This window comes from Peribacillus sp. FSL K6-5616, assembly GCF_038008245.1.
In the GTDB taxonomy this organism is placed as follows: domain Bacteria; phylum Bacillota; class Bacilli; order Bacillales; family DSM-1321; genus Peribacillus; species Peribacillus frigoritolerans.
Window position 1 is genome coordinate 3,505,572 of sequence record NZ_JBBOYT010000001.1, and the last position, 17,342, is coordinate 3,522,913.

Below are 17,342 nucleotides of genomic sequence, written 5' to 3' on the forward strand. Positions count from 1 at the left end.
ATGGTATGGCCTCCTTACTTAAGTAGTGAAAGTTGGCTTGAGTGCTGCATATAATTCTCTCTTCAAATGAATAAATTCATCACTAAGAAGCTGTTCTTCTCTTCTTGGCCTTGAAAATGGAACTTTCACTTCTTTGATGACAGCAGCCGGTTTTGCTGATAACACATAAATTCTATCTGATAGGAAAACCGCTTCATCTATGCTGTGAGTGACAAAAAGCACCGACCTCCGATTTTCTTCCCAAACCGACAACAGCCATTGTTGCATTTGCAATCTTGTCAGTTCATCCAAGGCAGAAAAGGGTTCGTCCAGGCACATCAAGTCCTGTGGACTTAAGATACTCCGAATGAATGCGGCCCTTTGCTTCATGCCTCCAGATAATTCATGCGGATATGCTTTATCGTATTCTTCTAAACCAGCTTTCATCAAAAGGGTTTTTGCCTTTTCTTTATCTCTGGTCCCAGTAAGTTCACTTCCAAGCAAAACATTTTCCAATATCGTTCTCCAAGGTAAAAGGGAAGGCTGCTGAGGCATATAGCTGATATGGCCCTTTAAGCCATTTATCTTTTTATCATCCAGTGAAATGATGCCATGATCAGGCTTCAAAATGCCGCCGATCAAGTGGAACAATGTACTTTTACCGCTTCCCGATGGCCCAAGGATCGTGACAAATTCCCCATCATTCACATGGAAATTCATATTCTCCAAAATATTCTGCTTGCCATCGAAAGAATAGGAGACGTCTTTAATTTCCAGCTTCATCCTTTTCGCCCTCCTTTCTCTTCCAAGAAACCAAGTATTTCTCCAGGAAAGTGATGATTCCAAAAAAGATCAGGCTCATTCCCATAATGATGAAAATGGCTACAAACACCCGATCTGTCCTGAACGCTGAAGAAGCGAGAGTCATATAAACACCAATCCCCGATTTTGCCCCAAGCCATTCCGAAATAACTGCACCCATTACACTATAGGTAGCTGAAATTTTCAGGCCGGAGAAAATGAACGGGATCGAGTGAGGAAGTTCCAGCTTCCAAAATAACTGGTTTTTTCCCGCTCCCATCATCTTGAAATAATGCTTAAGCTCGTATGGTGTCTGGCGAAAACCGTCCAATGATGCAACCGCAACCGGAAAAAAACATACAAGTGAAATCACGATTAACTTAGGCAGCATGCCAAAGCCAAACCAGATCACCAAAAGCGGCGCCAAAACAATGATGGGTATATTTTGTGATAGTATGAGCAGAGGATAAACCGCGTCCTTCACACCTGGAAATAGGTGTAGGATTGCCGCGATCAATAAGCCGATGCAACTTCCAATAAAAAATCCCGACAACGCAAGCTCGGTTGTGGATATAAGGTGTCCGTAAAGATTGCGGGACGACTCAATTCCTTCAATGAAAATGGCCGATGGAGCGGGAAGCAGCCATTCTTCAACTTTCAATAAGACTGTCACTGACTCCCATACTATCAGCAACAATAATAAAAGAAAGAAGGGAGCCCCCTTCTTCCAAATTCCCCTTCCGATCATGCCCGATATTTCTCCGTTAACGTATCCATCGTAATCCCGCTTGGCTGATATAATATTTTCACTTGTGAAATGACATTCGGCGATCCTATTTCAATCATTCTTACATTCATTTTTTCTATCACGGCAAAAAGCTCGGAAAGTTCCCCCTCCATTGTCGTTTCTAGCGGGTGAACCTCATACTTGACACCTGATTCTTCAATGATCTTGATTGCTTCATCGACCATAGGGATGACATTTTCCCCTTTAGGAATAATTTGTATACTAATTAATGAATTGGCCATTGTATCTCCTCCTAGTTTGGTAAAAATTCATTGGTAAATGCCTTTTCAGGATCGAAATCACCTTCAAGAAGCTTATTTTCAGTCATCCACTCACTGTAATTCTTCCAAATTTCAAGCTTTTGTTCACCCCATCGCGGAGCATCATCCTGATACTTGTCTGCAAGCCACTCCTGGCTTCTCTTCACCAGTTTTGGATCAAGATCCGGTGCAGACTCGATTAACATATCCGCTGCATCATCAGGATTCTTAATCGCAAACTGGTACCCTTTCGAAGCTGCATGAACGAATGCTTTAACAGTCTCGAAATCTTCTTTTATCATCTTTTCATTTGTAGTCAAAACAGGCGTATAGTAATCAAGCTTATCAGAGTATTCGGTTAAGTACACCATATTAAGCTTTTCATTCCGCAGCTCGGCCTCAATGCCTGTCCAACCATAATAAATCCAGGCAAAATCTATATCCCTTTTAACCGAAGTGAAAAAATCCATGTCCCCTGTATTGACTATGTCCACTTCATTTACATCCGCATTTTCCTTTTTCATGAGTGAATCAATAATGGCCTTTTCAACCGGAGATCCCCAGCCGCCATAAGTCTTCCCTTCAAAATCCTTGGGAGTCGTAATGTCCTTTTCCTCTGGGGAAGCGAATCCCGAGGTATTATGCTGGATGACGGCAGCTACCGAAACAATCGGTACGCCCTGCACGCGGGCCTGTGTTATGCCCTCCTGGTAACTCACGCCAAATTCAGATTTCCCTGAAGCGACAAGCTTATCAGCACCAGCTTCACCTGGCATGATAATTTCCACATCAAGACCTTGTTCTTTAAAATAACCTTTTTCCTTGGCTACATACAATCCTGTATGGTTTGTATTCGGTGTCCAATCGAGCACGACCAATACCTTTTTTAATTCTTCATTTTTAGATGCTTCTTCTTTTTCATTGGTTCCGCCTGCTCCGCATCCAGCTAAAAGGAAGAACGAAGTTAACAGTGGTAAGAATTTATTCAAGTCATTATCCTCCTACACATTCTCATTCTATAAGATCCATATGCCGGAACCATATTAGGGGGCTATTCAAATACTGGATAAAAAAACAAAAAACGCCCGAAGATGAATTCGGACGTTAACATACAAAACAGAAAATCAGTCATAATATGTTCCCTCCGCTGGCATCACCCAGATCAGGTTCAAAGAGTCAGCATCTAATGGATGCAATCTCAGCCAGCAGTACTGGCCCCCCTACATTTCTCGCACATATGAACTTTTCTCTCTCATTATATCAATTCATAGGGAAAAAGGAATACTAATTTGCTTCTACTCTCTAATTTGAAAGGTATTCCTTGCACTTCAGGATATCTTGCAAAACATCTTTTGGAACGAAAATCATTGAAAGCAAAATAGTTCTGCCTCTTTCCGTTCCAATCATTCCTGGCTGCAACGGTGGCGGACACGTTCCAAATAGTCATTTCTTTGCAAGCATTCATATAATGAGCATTACGTGTAGACATTTTTGTTTACTGGTTTTATTAAACCCTTAATTTCATAAGCAAAAGGTGGATATGTCATGATAAAGATTAATCACAAATGGTTAGATGTCAGTCAAATCCAACCAGGTGCAGCCTCTGCCAGATCGCTTGAAACTCTTCAATGCTTGGCGGAAGATTCTAACGTTTTTGAATACCGGAACTTTGGGGATTTTAATTTCGAGATACAGCTGAGGAACCGGGTCATAGAGGCAGCTATTGCGTTGGATAAAAGCGGGCCGGAATTTTCCACACTTGAGGAGTCTCAATCCAATCAGCGTTATTGGCACCTTTCAAAGGATGGCACCTTCACCCTTCAGCCAGGGATTCTCCCTCATGATGCGCTCGTTGACATTTTCATGAATGGGGGGCTTTATGCCTTCGAATGCGGGACAGCAATAGTCGTCACTTTTTTAAAGGCGATTTTGGATTTAATCGGCCCCAGGAATTTCGACTATCTTTTTTCAGACCTATTTTTATATGACTGGCGCCCTCCAAGGAATATGGCTCTCAACGTTCACCAGGGAAGGGACTATTTACCAGGTGATTGCGTTTACTTCAAAAACCCTGATCACGACTTGGCAACCCCTGAATGGCAAGGTGAAAATGCCCTATTATTAGGGAATAACCTCTTTTATGGCCACGGGATCGGGATTACCACTGCACAGGGAATCATCGATGAATTAAATAGCAATAGAAAGCCGTACGCCACCATATCAGCATTCCTGACAACACATATCATTTTCCTGGATAGTTCCTTCTATAGACAATTCCAACTGAATTCCCCCCGTGCCAATCCCGATAACAATCCTGCCTGCCTTTCCAATTGTATTGTTTCTGAAATAGGTTCGAAGATATACCTTTCATGACCCTGGCATTTCGCCTATGCCATAAAACCGTTTTATTGAGTAACGACATAAAAAAAAATGCTTGGGCAGAAATCTCCCCAAGCATTTTTTTCTTTTCACGCACCAATATTCCCTTTGCCTTTGAACCTGCGGGCACTTGCCTGCCCCCATTTCGTTATGGATAGTGTATAAACAGCCAAAGCTGACCATATGAACAAAAAGGCTAAAAGATGTGCTTTGGTGAAACTTTCATGATAGACGAATACCCCGATCAATAAAGATAAGGTCGGAGCGATATACTGAAAAATGCCAAGCATCGATAACGGGATCTTCTCCGCCCCTTTTGCAAAATATAAAAGAGGCAATGCCGTGGCAATCCCGCCGCCCACCAACAGCAAGCTTGTGCTTCCGTCTGTAAAGAATTGCATTTCCGACCTGTTCATCAAGTAAATCAGGTAACCTAGGGCCAGAGGCGTTACCATCATCGTTTCAAGCGTCAGCCCGATTGCCGATTCGGCCTTGATCATTTTTTTTGCCAGACCGTATAATCCAAAGGTCATGGCCAAAACAAGAGAGATCCACGGGATCGTGCCGAAATGAATGCCAAGGATCAAGACTCCGATTCCTGCAAGCAGGAATGAAATGATTTGGGCCCCGCTCAATTTTTCTTTTAAGACTATCACTCCCAATAGTACACTGACGAGCGGATTGATATAATATCCAAGGCTCGTGTCGAGGATCCGTCCTGAGTTAACGGCCCATATGAACACTCCCCAATTAGCTGTAACAAGCAGTGACGCCGTTAGCAATGCCGTAAAGAGTTTCGGATTTCCCATTATGTTTTTGACATAATCAAGAAACGCCTGCCATTTTTTCATGAACATCAATAAAACCAGCATGAACACGAAAGACCATAATACCCTCTGAGCTAAAATTTCTATTGCACCGACTCCCTGAAGGAACTTCCAGTAAACCGGCACAACTCCCCACATCATGTAAGAAAGGGCTGCATAAATCGCCCCTTCTTTTTGTTGATCCACTTTCATAACAAGCCTTCTTTCCATTTACATTCCTTTATCTAATTCCATCTAACAATTTTGTATTTCCATTTCTTTTTTTGCAACTGTTAATTTTTATCATACATGATTTTGTCATCGATGACCGTCATGACCGCCTTAGCTTTCAGGAGATCATCCGGTGCAACAGCAAAGACATCCAGATTAAACACGGTAAAATCGGCATCGTACCCTTTATTGATCACACCGCGGCGTTTTTCCTGGCCGATTGCTGCAGCACTCCCTTTGGTATACAATGCGAAAGCCTCGAAAACGGAAAGCCTTTCAGACAAACCATATACGGTACGGTCCTCACTGTTGATTTTCATCCTTGTGACAGCTGCATGAATGCCCAAAATCGGATTTAATGGTTCAATGGGTGCATCCGATCCTCCCGCACAAATGATGCCCAAATTCAAATAGGTTCTCCAGGCATAGGAGGATTCCAATAGATCGGCTGGCACCTTTTCTTCCACCCACGGAAAATCGGACGGAACGAACCCCGGTTGGATATCAAAGATTACCGGCAGCTTCGCCGCCCGCTCCAAAAGCTCCGGCCGAACAATCTGCGCATGGATGAGCCGGTCCCTCTGTCCCTTTTTCGGGGGGAGGGCTTCAATTGCATTCAAGACGTATTCAAAAGCGAGATCGCCAATCGCATGGACAGCAATCGGCATTCCGGCAGCCCTTGCTTTTTCCACCCATTCCTGAAGCTCGTTTTCAGTGAATATCGCGACTCCATTCGTATTCTTTTGATCTACATAAGGTTCGCTCAACAGGGCTGTGCGTCCGCCTAAGGAGCCGTCGGTAAAGATCTTCATGCTGTCGAATTTGATATATCGCGTACCTTTCTGATAGCCGCCGCCTGCTGCCAGCATTTCTTCAAACGCTTCGTGATGGACGAGCAAGTTGGCGCGAAAGGCCATTTCCCGGTCCTCGATTACCGATTTAAACGCCTGATATGTCGGCATGAAACCATTGTAGTAATGGAGGTCCTCGGTATGCCCCCCAGTCAAACCTAGCTTATATGCGTCTTCTATGGCCTCTGTGAGCGCGTTTTCGATATACTCTTGATCAATGCCGGGAAGGCTGTCTAAAATGAGGTTCTGCGCCTGGCTTTCTTTAAATAATCCATTTAAACGTCCGTCAGGATAACGGCAGATCACCCCGCCTGAAGGTTCTTTTATATCTTCTTTAATATCCGCTTCCAAAAGGGCGCGCGAATTGACCACCAAGGCATGACGGCAGATCCTTTTCAATACGATGGGATGATCTGCCGATATCGCGTCAAGCTCATCCCGTAATATCAATTCAGGTCTCGGCCATTCATTTTCATTCCACCCTTCGGCAACGATCCACTTTCCGGCCGGGGTCTTTGAGCACTTTTCCTTCAAGGATTCCATGATCGACTCCCTGCTATCCATCAAAGAGAGGTCTAGACGAAGCAGCCTTTCACCATGTCCGACCAAATGAAGGTGACTATCCACTAATCCCGGCAGCATCGTTTGTCCTTTTAAGTCGATTTCCCTGGAAATATTGCCGGCATGTTCATTTTTCAAATGGTCCAGGCTGCCGGTATCAACAATTACCCCCTTTTCAGTGAAGACTGCCTCCACTTGTTCATTTTCTTTAACCATCGTATAAATCGACCCATTGAACCATAACGTTCCCATTCCGGCTTTACACTCCTTATTAAATGATTGTTACTGTGCAGATATGCAGTAAGTGTACCATCTCATATCATGAATTCCCATATTTATGCTTTTACCCAAGCCCCTGTCAATAAAAAAAAGCCAGCCTTGGAGGCTGACGGTCATGCATTTCGATCAATTGTTAAGAAGTGCTTCTTCCCTTTTCCGTAAATCCACCCGTTTGATTTTACCTGATGTCGTTTTGGGCAGCTCTTCTAAAAATTCGATTTTCCTTGGATATTTATATGGAGCAGTCAATTCTTTCACGTGCGATTGAAGCGTCTTGATCAAGTCCTGGCTGTTCGGATCGATATCATCCATCAAGACGACATACGCCTTGACCACATTTCCCCTTATTTCATCAGGACTTGCTATAACGGCACACTCTTTAACATATGGATGCTTAACGAGTGCATCTTCCACTTCAAACGGTCCGATCGTATATCCCGAACTGATGATGATATCATCAGAACGACCCTCAAACCAGAAATAACCATCCTCATCCTTTTTCGCTTGATCGCCGGTGATATAATAGTCCCCGCGGAACTGCTGCGATGTCCGCTCGGGATCTTTAAAATATTCCTTAAATAGGGCAGGTGTATCGACATGTACGGCAATATCCCCCACTACGCCAGGCGAACAAGGTTTACCGGAATCATCGATGATTTCCACATGGTTGCCCGGAGTCGGTTTGCCCATTGAGCCCAATTTAATTTCCATGCCTTTCGTTACACCAACCAACAAGGTATTTTCGGTCTGTCCATACCCATCACGCACTTCAATCTGGAAATGGTTCTTAAAGACCTCGAACACTTTTTGATTTAAAGGCTCTCCCGCCGATACAGCACTGTGAAGATGGGATAAATCATAATCATCAAGGTTATCCACCTTTGCAATCAATCGATATTCGGTTGGCGTGCAGCATAATGCATTCACTTTGTAGTCCTGTAGCAGCTGAAGATATTTTTTCGCCTCGAACTTTCCATGATAGGCAAGGCCTGTCGCTCCTGTTCCCAGAACCGCCAGGAAAGGACTCCAAATCCACTTTTGCCACCCTGGGCCTGCCGTTGCCCAAACGACATCCGTTTCGCTGATCCCGAGCCAGTTTGCAGCAGACGTTTTCAAATGGGCATAAGCCCATCCATGTGTATGGACGACCCCTTTTGGATTCCCTGTCGTTCCGGAAGTATACGATAAGAATGCCATATCCTCACTCTTCGTGTCAGCGATGGTCAGCTGATCGGATTCCTCATCGGCGAGCTCATTCAAATCCAGCCAATTTTCGATTCGTTTTCCGATTGAAAACTTCAGGAGGCTTTCCGCTCCTTCTATTTCATTCAATTCGTCAGTATATTCATGATAACTGATGATTCCTTTGACATCACCATGGTTGACTCGGTACTGCAAGTCCTTCGCACGAAGCATTTCAGAACAAGGGATGACAATCATGCCAATTTTCAATGCGGCTAAATACACTTGATAAGCTTCCACCAAACGGGGGATTATGATGAGGACCGTATCACCTTTACCCAGTCCTTTTTTCTTGAAGGCATTTCCAATTTTATTTGCACTTTTTAATAAATTCTCATATGTAAGTTGTTTTTTATCTCCGGTTTCGTTCTCCCAAAGTACGGCAACTTTACCTGGATCTTTTGCATAACGTTCCATTTCACTCACTAAGTTGTAATGTTCCGGAGCCAATAAGTCTTCACGCTTCATATTCTTCCCCTCCAATTATGAACTCTTAGTACCTACTCATTATACAAGATACTTCTCTAAAATTTCTATTTATTTTTACAAATTAAAAAAGAGAGCGGGTGTAGAATCCGCTCTCTTATAGCCTGTAGACAATTCCTAAAGTGAGTTTGCCTTCAGTTTTTTCAATAAAACATTCCAGTTGATTTCAAAGATCCGCTCCCTTTCCGCCGACTGCCTGCCAAGCCTCATCAAAGCAAGCCCCTGTGGGGTCTCGGCTACCCAGTTATTCGGCAGGAGTGTCGCACATTTCTTCAATCCTTTAAGGAATACTGAAGGATAATCTAGTTTACTTTTTAAATTTTGGTTCGAGGCGAGAGCAATTCGGAACTCCTTTTGCCGAAAAATTGATGAAACCGCCAGACTAAAGACGAATTGGAGAAGAGGAGCCAGTTTCCCTACAATATTTCTTAAAAAAGAAGTTCCAGTGATTGGAACGGAAGGTACGAGACTCCTGCGGGAAAAGCGTGGCCAAGGGAGACCCCGCAGGCGAACGCCAAGGAGGCTCCCCGGACCGCCCGCGGAAAGCGAGTGCCTGGAGTGGAAATCATTACACATACTCCCTTTCGGTGGGGTCTCGGCTAGCAGGTGTGTCGCACATTTCTTCATTCCAATAAGGTTTAATATTATATAAAACAGTAAACAATTATGTAGTAAAACTAAGGAATTTATTAAATCGGCGTCCACGAATTCAGTCCGCAAACGTAAAGAGAGCGGGTGTTAAAACCCGCTCTCTGTAGCCATATTTATGAAATTATCTGTTGAAACCTCCGCCTAATTGTTGTTCAGCCATTTGAACAAGGCGTTTTGTGATTTCTCCACCAACTGAACCGTTAGCGCGAGATGTTGTGTCGGCACCAAGTTGTACGCCGAATTCTGTAGCGATTTCATATTTCATTTGTTGTAGAGCTTGTTCAACTCCAGGTACCAATAATTCGTTTGAGCTGTTGTTGTTTGCCATGTGTGTTTCACCTCCTTGTGATTATAGAGTGTGTTAAAACACATGGCTTCATTCGCACATTTTTATTGGTAATTAAAGGATATCAAAATAAGTCTTCCATCGCTTCTTCCTTATCGAAAGTCTGGCCCGGTTTAACCGTTAATATTTCTGTTTCGGAGACCGCTTTTTCGATCAAGGATTCAAAGTCGACGAAGCTTTCATAGTAATTGACTTTTTCACGTTTCGGTTTCGTTTTTGGGCTTGCCGGCGTAAAGACCGTACAGCAATCCTCGTAAGGCAGATTGGATATTTCAAAAGTATCGAGTTCTCTTGCTATTTTGATGATTTCTGTCTTATCCATGGTAATCAGCGGACGCAGGATCGGTGTATTCGTCACCTCATTGATGGCAAACATGCTGCTCATCGTCTGGCTCGCAACCTGTCCAAGGCTTTCACCGGTAATCAGTGCCATGGCTTCTTCCTTTTCACGGATTCGATCGGCGACCCGCATCATTAAACGACGGGTTGTAGTCATGGAGTAGTTTTCCGGGATTTGTTTTTGAATCAATAACTGGATTTCCGTAAATGGAACGATATGCACTTTCATGCTTCCATTTATTTCTGCCAGCTTGCCCGCCAAATCAATGACCTTTTGACGTGAACGCTCGCTTGTGAACGGCGGGCTGTAAAAATGGATCGCCTCCACGTCCAATCCCCGTTTCATCGAAAGGAAGCCTGCAACAGGGCTATCAATCCCGCCTGAAAGCATCAGCATCGCCTTCCCGCTTGAACCGAATGGAAGACCGCCTGCACCCTGGATGATTTCACCTGTCAAATACACGGCTTCGCGTCTCACTTCCACTAGCAGGTTCAAATCAGGGTTCTTTACATCGACTTTTAAATCTTCTGTATTTCGGAGCAAATGCCCGCCGATTGCCCTGTTAATTTCATCGGTATTATATGGAAAATCCTTATCGGCGCGTTTTGTCGTGATTTTGAACGTGTTTACCTCTTCAAGGGTATGATTAAGGTAATACAAGGCTGCCGTTTTCATCACTTCCAGATCACGCTCTATTTTTATTGCAGGGCTTAATGACTGTATTCCAAAAATGCCTTTTAACCGGTCAATGACCGGCACATGGTCAGCACCGTTCAGGAGAACGTACATCCGCTCCCGGTTGGCTGTCAGCACTACGCCTTCTATATCTTTTAAACTCCAGCGGATATGTGCCTTCATTTTGTCTACAAAGCCTTTACGGTTTCTTTTTTTAGTGGAGATTTCTCCATAACGGATAATTATATGATCAAATTTCATTTAGCAACCCTCATTATTTTTTCTAAATTAGCGACTATTTTCTGTATCGCCGCCAGAACTTGCTTTGCTTCTTCCAGTTCATTCCCATAGGTAGTACTGATACGGATGACGCTTTCGGAACGAGCTGAATGATGGAACATCGCGTCCACCGTTTTGCTTACCGTCCTTTTTTTCGAAGAACAGGCACTAGTCGTCGAAACATATATTCCTTCCGATTCCAGTGCATGCAGCAATACCTCGGATTTAAGTCCCGGCACGGAAAAATTCACAATATGGGGTGCACCCTCTTCGGGACTGTTAACCAACACCCCGTCCATTTCCTTCAAACCTTTATATAAATAAGTTTTGATTTGCTGAAGCTTATCATGATACAGCAATTGATTGTTCATACTAATACGCAAAGCCTTCGAAAGGGCGACGATTCCCGCAACATTTTCGGTGCCGCTCCTGATTTTCGTTTCCTGATTGCCACCATGGAAAAGCGGATCGACCCGAACGCCTTCACGAACATACAGGATGCCCGTCCCTTTCAAACCGTGAACCTTGTGGCCGGAAATTGTACATAAATCCACATTGGCTTCACGCAATGATAAGGAAACCTTGCCTGTTCCCTGTACATTATCGACATGAAAGAGCACGTTTGGGTATTGTTTTAACAATTTGCCCACTTCAGCAATCGGCTGTATCGAGCCAACTTCATTATTAACATGCATGACGGAAACCAAAATGGTATCTTCCCTCAATGCATCCTTAAGATCGGTTACATCAATTTGTCCAAATTCGTTAACCGGAAGATATGTGATCTCATATCCCATTCTTGTCAGTGATTGGCATGCATCTTCTACAGAAGGATGTTCAATCGCTGTCGTGATTATGTGTTTGCCGCGATTTCCCTGAGAGTGGGCGGCCCCTTTAATGGCAAGATTATTTCCTTCCGTTCCCCCGGAAGTGAAATATATTTCCGAACTCTTCACCTTTAATAAATCAGCAATCTGCTTTCTGGCAGCGGAAAGCAGTTTTTCGGATTGCACCCCAAGTCCATGAAGCGAAGAAGGGTTCCCGAAATAGTCCGAAGTAACCTTCATGAATGATTCGATTACTTCGGGATACGGTTTTGTTGTTGCACTATTGTCAAAATAAATCATGGGTTCACCTTCCATGTTTTTATATCTATGATGGTCACTCTTCTAAATATAAGTTTCAATGTTGCTGTTGCAACTTCTAATATTAACATAATTGAATTTGAAAGAGAATGTAAAACACTGGTCCAAGAATGATAGGATACCTGCTTCTTTTTATTCCCGAGAATGATTTAACTTCCCACCTAAGCTATAAAAAGAAAAAAAACCCGCCATGGCGGGTTTTCAGGAAAGGACTTCTTCTATGTTCGCCCCGATTTTTTGTAAACTGCCTGGGTCGACCTTTTCTATGGCAGTGGCTGCCGTTTCCAATGCGGCTTGATATTCATAGCTTCGGAATTTCGCTTCGGCTTCCCTTAGGCTCTCGGCTACCATATCGTGGCTGCTTCGATAACGATTTCCAAATTGGATCACCTTTTCGGCCAAATACATATGCTCGATCAATTCTTGGGCTTTTTCGTGGACCTTATCAACCTGTTGAACCGCTTTTTCCAAATAAATATAAACAGCGGCCATCTCAAGAGGCTTTTCTTCAAGTTTACCCTGAACGTCATCCATGCTTTCTTTGGCATCCTGAAGCACCACTTTATACTCTTCTGGAAGACCTGGAATATTGCTTTTTGAAATTAAACGTCCAGTATCGACCATTTTGCGCTTCAATTCTGCCAGTGAATCCCTGGCATCCATTTCATCTTTTCGTAAAGCCTGTAATTTAACGGTAAAGTCTTTCTGATTTTCCTGTAATTCCTTCAACTGTACTGCAAGCCCCTGCATCTCTTCGCTGATAAGCGAGCTTGCCATCACATTATCCTCCATTTTCAAGACGAGCAATTGATGGCGTTTTGAAATCTGGGCAATCTGCTTTTCCATTTTCCGTTGGGCATCGAGCTCATTTTCCGTCAGATGATACGTGTGTTGAACATGTATGGTTTCAACTTTAAGTTTATCGTTTTCATATTCAAGGTCACTAATCGTTTTCCTGAGAATTTCATCATTTTTCAAGATATACTGTTTTGAAAGTACTTCTTTTTCCAAAAGGTCATAAAGAACCTCGATGCTTTCGCGCATTTCTTTAATGCCTTTTTCCACTGCTTCCGTTTCGGCATTTTCCAATTGTGTTTTATATAGATCCAGTTCTTCCTCAAGCCGTGATATCTCCTGCTCGAATTGGATATGGCTCAACAGGTACCCCTGTCCTGACATCTCCTCATAACCATCCTTCAATTCATTAAGCTGGGAATGCAGCTCGGATTGGCTATCAACCAATAATTTTGGGAGCATTTCCATTTTAACTGACAGAACCGCCAATTTGTCCTTAATGGTGAGAACAAGCTCCCTCGCATTCAAATAATTGCCGTTCACGGTCTCTTCTTCATATTTCTGAAGGATCTGCAACACTTCATCCAAGGAGCTTTCCAGCTTATCAGCCGCTTTCCCATAATTATGCCTGTGTGCAAGCAGGGATTTCTTCAATTGACGGTAGGATTCTTTGATATCCTCAATTTCCAATCGATTCTTTTCCTCACTGCCTACGAGTTCATTCAGTTCGTATAGGATCTTTTTGATCATTTCCTCTATTTCATTCAGCTTGACTGTAATTTTGCGCTGTATCTCTTTTGATCGGCTGAAACGGTATTTATCGACGAATTCCTCGGCATCGAATAAAAGCTCTTCGACTTCGGGCATATGATCCGTAATGATGGCGTCCCATTCAATGCGCCAGTTTTCGAACATTTCCTCTGTTTCACCTGTCATGTTCAATTGTTTGACTTTAGAAAGCTCTTCCAGCACGGGGCGGTGCGTGATGCTTATTTTCCAGGATTCCAGTCGATCGATTTCTTTAAAATATCTCTTTTTGAAAAAATAACCCCAAATGATGAAAATCAAAATTAATACAATTACCCCAATTATGTAATCCATGGTAAGCCCCCTGTTCTAGTCCTTACAGTCTTGCTATTTATATATGAATTGTAAAAATGTTAAATTTAATGCTTTTATGATACCATGTTAGCAATAATTTTTGACGAGAAAAATGATTTTTTTGTAGAAAATTGCTACAAATACCTGTTTTTTGGGAGGGAAGGACCATGAAAGCTGACGGTCATGTGCACACTCCGTTTTGCCCTCACGGCTCTACGGATAAATTCGATGAATATATTACGCGGGGAATCGAGCTAGGATTAAAGGAAATCACATTTACGGAACATGCTCCATTGCCACGAAATTTTCAAGATCCTACGCCTGAAAAAGACAGCGGGATGGACGCTGCCCTGCTCCTGGATTACTTTCAAGAGCTCCGCGTACTGAAAGAACGCTATAAAGACAAAATCCTGATCAAAACAGGTCTGGAGGTTGACTTTATAGAGGGGTATGAAAAAGAAACAAAAGAATTCCTCGACGAAATCGGAGAATTCCTTGATGATAGTATACTTTCCGTTCACTTCATCAAGCATCAAAACAGCTGGCATTGTATCGATTTCAGCGAAATTGGGTTCGCTGAGATTGCCAATGAACTAGGTTCAGTGGAATCGGTTTATGCCAAATATTACGATACACTGGAAAAGTCAATAGAAACTGATTTAGGCATTTATAAACCAAAACGGATCGGGCACATTACGCTTGTCCATAAATTCCAGCATCGATATCCGCCGGCATCAAGTTTTGACGAGCGGGTTTACAAGGTTCTCGAAATGATCAAGGATCAAAGGTATGAACTGGATTATAATGGAGCTGGACTTGTAAAGCCGCTATGCGGTGAACCCTACCCTCCTGAACGATTTGCAAAGCGTGCTTTAGAACTCGGCATTCCGCTCATTTACGGTTCCGATGCCCATCAGGCTAAAGATTTGGGTCAGGGCCACCAGGCACTGATTGAAGGGTATAATGGGTAACTCATGTTTACACTTCAGCCCCGGCCAGCTAACAGCGGCTGCAGGTCTTCGGCAATGAAAAGGGTATCTTGCAGAAAACGCCCGACTTCATTGGCATAAATATTCGTATAATACGCTTCCTGCGGGAATACATGAAGCACATCCATCGCATAATGGGTATGCAGGACAGGGGCCGTCAATAATCCCTTCAACTGCAGCATATACATGGGAACGGAGACCTGCTGGAAACTCCTGCTCTTGATTCCTTGTTCCAATATATATTGAAAATATGACTTTTCCTTTGTAAAATAAGTCGAATGAATTTCACGGTTTAAATTGGAATCGAGTGAAGATTCCCCATATATGAACCGTGCAGCAAGGAAGTTTTCCCTCTGGAAAGCGAGGATATCCTTTACAAGGTTCATCAAGCAATGCTGCGGGCCTTTAAGTTCAAGCAGCGTCATGTTCGTCTCAAGGACCAGGATATATTCTTCTAAATAGGAAGTGAAACAGAATTCCAGCAACCCCTGCTTATTCTTGAAATAGTAGGCAATATTGGCAGCGTTCACTTTCGCTTTATTCGCAATATCCCGTATGGATGTAGCATGATAGCCTTTTAAATGAAATAAATGCAATGCAGCATCCACAATGGCTTGTTTCGTTGGCGTCTGGCGATTCATTCAGGCAATCCCTCGCTTTCTTTGAGACAAGTCTTATGGACTACTTCTTCACGAAAGAGCCTGAATCCTTTAGTAAGTTCTCGACAATTTCCCAACAATGGAGCATCATGATTAGAAAGTGCTGTAAAAATATGAGGAAGACAGGTGAACGCTTTTGTTTAATGTCGAAATGTATCAAGGAAAAAAAGAAAAAAACTATGAACTGGTCCAAAAACAACTACTTGCCTTAATCGAAGATGAAACGAACAGGATAGCCAATTTAAGCAATGCGGCAGCTTTACTTAATCAGTTTCTCGATGAGATTAACTGGGTTGGCTTTTATTTATATGAAGAAGACCAATTAATACTAGGACCCTTCCAGGGGCTTCCGGCCTGTGTCCGCATTCCAATGGGCAAGGGCGTATGCGGAACTTCAGCGGCAACTGAAAAAACCCTGCGCATTGAGGATGTCCACCAATTCCCTGGACATATCGCCTGCGATGCGGCATCAAGATCTGAAATTGTCATCCCGCTCATGAAGGATGGCAAATTGCTTGGTGTCCTCGATATCGACAGCCCGATAACGGACCGTTTTGACGAAATGGATCAGCAAGGACTGGAGAAGTTCGCTGAAATCCTTTCCAATCATCTATAAAAGTTAAAGGGAGCGGCAACCCATGCCTGCTCCCTTTTCCATTTCAGTACCCAGGTACAAACCCTTTACTGAACCCTTCTCAATATATAACTTCTCAACGGCCCTTTTGACATTTCACTTTTAAATGATGCAAAGGAAACCCGTGGCAAGGGCTCCCAAGCAATCCCGGAAACCATCCATAATTGTTGCATTCATTTTCTCATGATAAAATTGTATTTTTCCTGCCGCCATTCTCTATTCTATAATTATCACAACTGTCCTTGACTCATTGAGCAGAATATTATACAATACTCTTTGTGTAAAATATTGCAGCCTATGTGATAGCCTTTATGTTCTCATTTTGTTCCTCAATCCAGAGGTGTATCTCGTAACCCTCTGCTGCTAGGGCGAAGGTACATGAAAACAAAATGGTCATGATCGTACATTCACACGGTTTTTATTTTACCAAAATAAAAACATTTAAAGGAGGAGTCATCCTATGGCTCGTTATACTGGCCCAAGCTGGAAACTATCCCGTCGTTTAGGAATTTCCCTAACAGGTACTGGTAAAGAATTAGAAAAACGCCCTTATGCTCCAGGACAACATGGTCCTAACCAACGTAGAAAAATTTCTGAATACGGAATGCAACTACAAGAGAAACAAAAACTTCGTCACATGTACGGAATCACTGAGCGTCAATTCCGCACAATGTTCGACCGCGCTGGCAAACTTAAAGGTGTACATGGTGAAAACTTCATGATTCTTCTTGAATCACGTCTTGACAACCTAGTTTACCGTCTTGGTTTAGCTCGTACACGTCGTCAAGCACGTCAACTTGTTAACCACGGTCACATCACTGTAGACGGAAGCCGCGTAGACATTCCATCTTACAAAGTGTCTCTTGGACAAACAATCTCAGTTCGTGAAAAATCACGCAACTTCTCAATCATCAAAGAATCAGTTGAAGCAACTAACTTCGTTCCTGATTTCCTTACTTTCGATGCTGAGAAATTAGAAGGTACTTTCACTCGTTTACCAGAACGTTCTGAATTGCCTGCTGAAATTAACGAAGCTCTTATCGTTGAGTTCTACTCTCGTTAATAA

At 43.1% G+C, this 17,342-nt stretch carries 16 protein-coding genes and 1 riboswitch; of the genes, 4 read left to right on the forward strand and 12 right to left on the reverse strand.

Features of this window, described 5'->3' with window-relative positions; genetic code table 11:
* Positions 1–18 precede the first annotated feature (18 nt).
* From MHB45_RS16810 to MHB45_RS16825, 4 genes are read right to left on the reverse strand one after another with little or no spacing between them, the layout of a single operon-like run.
* On the reverse strand, positions 19–762 hold the full coding sequence (locus tag MHB45_RS16810) for an ABC transporter ATP-binding protein (protein WP_048677938.1): 744 nt from the start codon (positions 760–762) through the stop codon (positions 19–21).
* A complete protein-coding gene (locus MHB45_RS16815) occupies positions 746–1,528 on the reverse strand; it encodes an ABC transporter permease (RefSeq protein WP_048677939.1) in 783 nt (260 codons plus the stop codon). The genes MHB45_RS16810 and MHB45_RS16815 overlap by 17 nt, the downstream gene beginning before the upstream one ends.
* Complete coding sequence (locus MHB45_RS16820; RefSeq protein ID WP_034309193.1) at positions 1,525–1,809, reverse strand: thiamine-binding protein; 285 nt, start codon at positions 1,807–1,809, stop codon at positions 1,525–1,527. Before MHB45_RS16820 ends, MHB45_RS16815 begins: the two co-directional genes overlap by 4 nt.
* A gap of 11 nt (positions 1,810–1,820) precedes the next feature.
* Complete coding sequence (locus MHB45_RS16825; RefSeq protein WP_340908015.1) at positions 1,821–2,816, reverse strand: ABC transporter substrate-binding protein; 996 nt, start codon at positions 2,814–2,816, stop codon at positions 1,821–1,823.
* Positions 2,817–2,949: 133 nt separating this feature from the next.
* Positions 2,950–3,059: riboswitch (TPP riboswitch) on the reverse strand.
* Positions 3,060–3,372: 313 nt separating this feature from the next.
* Here MHB45_RS16825 and MHB45_RS16830 point away from each other — a divergent pair.
* Positions 3,373–4,200, forward strand: a complete 828-nt coding sequence (locus tag MHB45_RS16830) for a protein-glutamine gamma-glutamyltransferase (RefSeq protein WP_340908016.1) — start codon at positions 3,373–3,375, stop codon at positions 4,198–4,200.
* A 95-nt stretch (positions 4,201–4,295) separates the two neighbouring features.
* Here the strand turns inward: MHB45_RS16830 and rarD are convergent, their stop codons facing one another.
* The 7 genes from rarD to ezrA form a co-directional block, all read right to left on the reverse strand.
* Positions 4,296–5,225, reverse strand: a complete 930-nt coding sequence (gene rarD, locus MHB45_RS16835; RefSeq protein WP_048677941.1) for an EamA family transporter RarD — start codon at positions 5,223–5,225, stop codon at positions 4,296–4,298.
* 80 nt (positions 5,226–5,305) lie between these two features.
* Positions 5,306–6,907 carry an amidohydrolase gene (locus MHB45_RS16840; RefSeq protein ID WP_202186138.1) on the reverse strand — a complete coding sequence of 534 codons (1,602 nt, stop codon included), beginning with the start codon at positions 6,905–6,907 and terminating at the stop codon, positions 5,306–5,308.
* 153 nt (positions 6,908–7,060) lie between these two features.
* On the reverse strand, positions 7,061–8,644 hold the full coding sequence (gene mbcS / locus MHB45_RS16845; RefSeq protein ID WP_054400025.1) for an acyl-CoA synthetase MbcS: 1,584 nt from the start codon (positions 8,642–8,644) through the stop codon (positions 7,061–7,063).
* A gap of 790 nt (positions 8,645–9,434) precedes the next feature.
* A complete protein-coding gene (locus MHB45_RS16850; RefSeq protein WP_034309203.1) occupies positions 9,435–9,641 on the reverse strand; it encodes an alpha/beta-type small acid-soluble spore protein in 207 nt (68 codons plus the stop codon).
* An 82-nt stretch (positions 9,642–9,723) separates the two neighbouring features.
* Positions 9,724–10,935: a tRNA uracil 4-sulfurtransferase ThiI gene (gene thiI / locus MHB45_RS16855; RefSeq protein WP_034309205.1), complete on the reverse strand. Its 1,212-nt coding sequence runs from the start codon at positions 10,933–10,935 to the stop codon at positions 9,724–9,726.
* Positions 10,932–12,080: a cysteine desulfurase family protein gene (locus MHB45_RS16860; RefSeq protein WP_048682290.1), complete on the reverse strand. Its 1,149-nt coding sequence runs from the start codon at positions 12,078–12,080 to the stop codon at positions 10,932–10,934. The genes thiI and MHB45_RS16860 overlap by 4 nt, the downstream gene beginning before the upstream one ends.
* A 219-nt stretch (positions 12,081–12,299) precedes the next feature.
* On the reverse strand, positions 12,300–13,994 hold the full coding sequence (ezrA, locus tag MHB45_RS16865; RefSeq protein ID WP_048682287.1) for a septation ring formation regulator EzrA: 1,695 nt from the start codon (positions 13,992–13,994) through the stop codon (positions 12,300–12,302).
* Between the two features lie 167 nt (positions 13,995–14,161).
* Here ezrA and hisJ point away from each other — a divergent pair, with 167 nt between their 5' ends.
* On the forward strand, positions 14,162–14,965 hold the full coding sequence (gene hisJ, locus MHB45_RS16870) for a histidinol-phosphatase HisJ (protein ID WP_072273382.1): 804 nt from the start codon (positions 14,162–14,164) through the stop codon (positions 14,963–14,965).
* A gap of 14 nt (positions 14,966–14,979) precedes the next feature.
* Here hisJ and refZ read toward each other — a convergent pair whose 3' ends face one another.
* Positions 14,980–15,624: a forespore capture DNA-binding protein RefZ gene (gene refZ / locus MHB45_RS16875; protein ID WP_034309217.1), complete on the reverse strand. Its 645-nt coding sequence runs from the start codon at positions 15,622–15,624 to the stop codon at positions 14,980–14,982.
* A gap of 154 nt (positions 15,625–15,778) precedes the next feature.
* Here refZ and MHB45_RS16880 point away from each other — a divergent pair, with 154 nt between their 5' ends.
* Both MHB45_RS16880 and rpsD read left to right on the forward strand, forming a co-directional pair.
* Positions 15,779–16,258: a GAF domain-containing protein gene (locus MHB45_RS16880; protein ID WP_034309218.1), complete on the forward strand. Its 480-nt coding sequence runs from the start codon at positions 15,779–15,781 to the stop codon at positions 16,256–16,258.
* Between the two features lie 478 nt (positions 16,259–16,736).
* A complete protein-coding gene (gene rpsD, locus MHB45_RS16885) occupies positions 16,737–17,339 on the forward strand; it encodes a 30S ribosomal protein S4 (RefSeq protein WP_034309220.1) in 603 nt (200 codons plus the stop codon).
* The last annotated feature ends 3 nt before the right edge of the window (positions 17,340–17,342 follow it).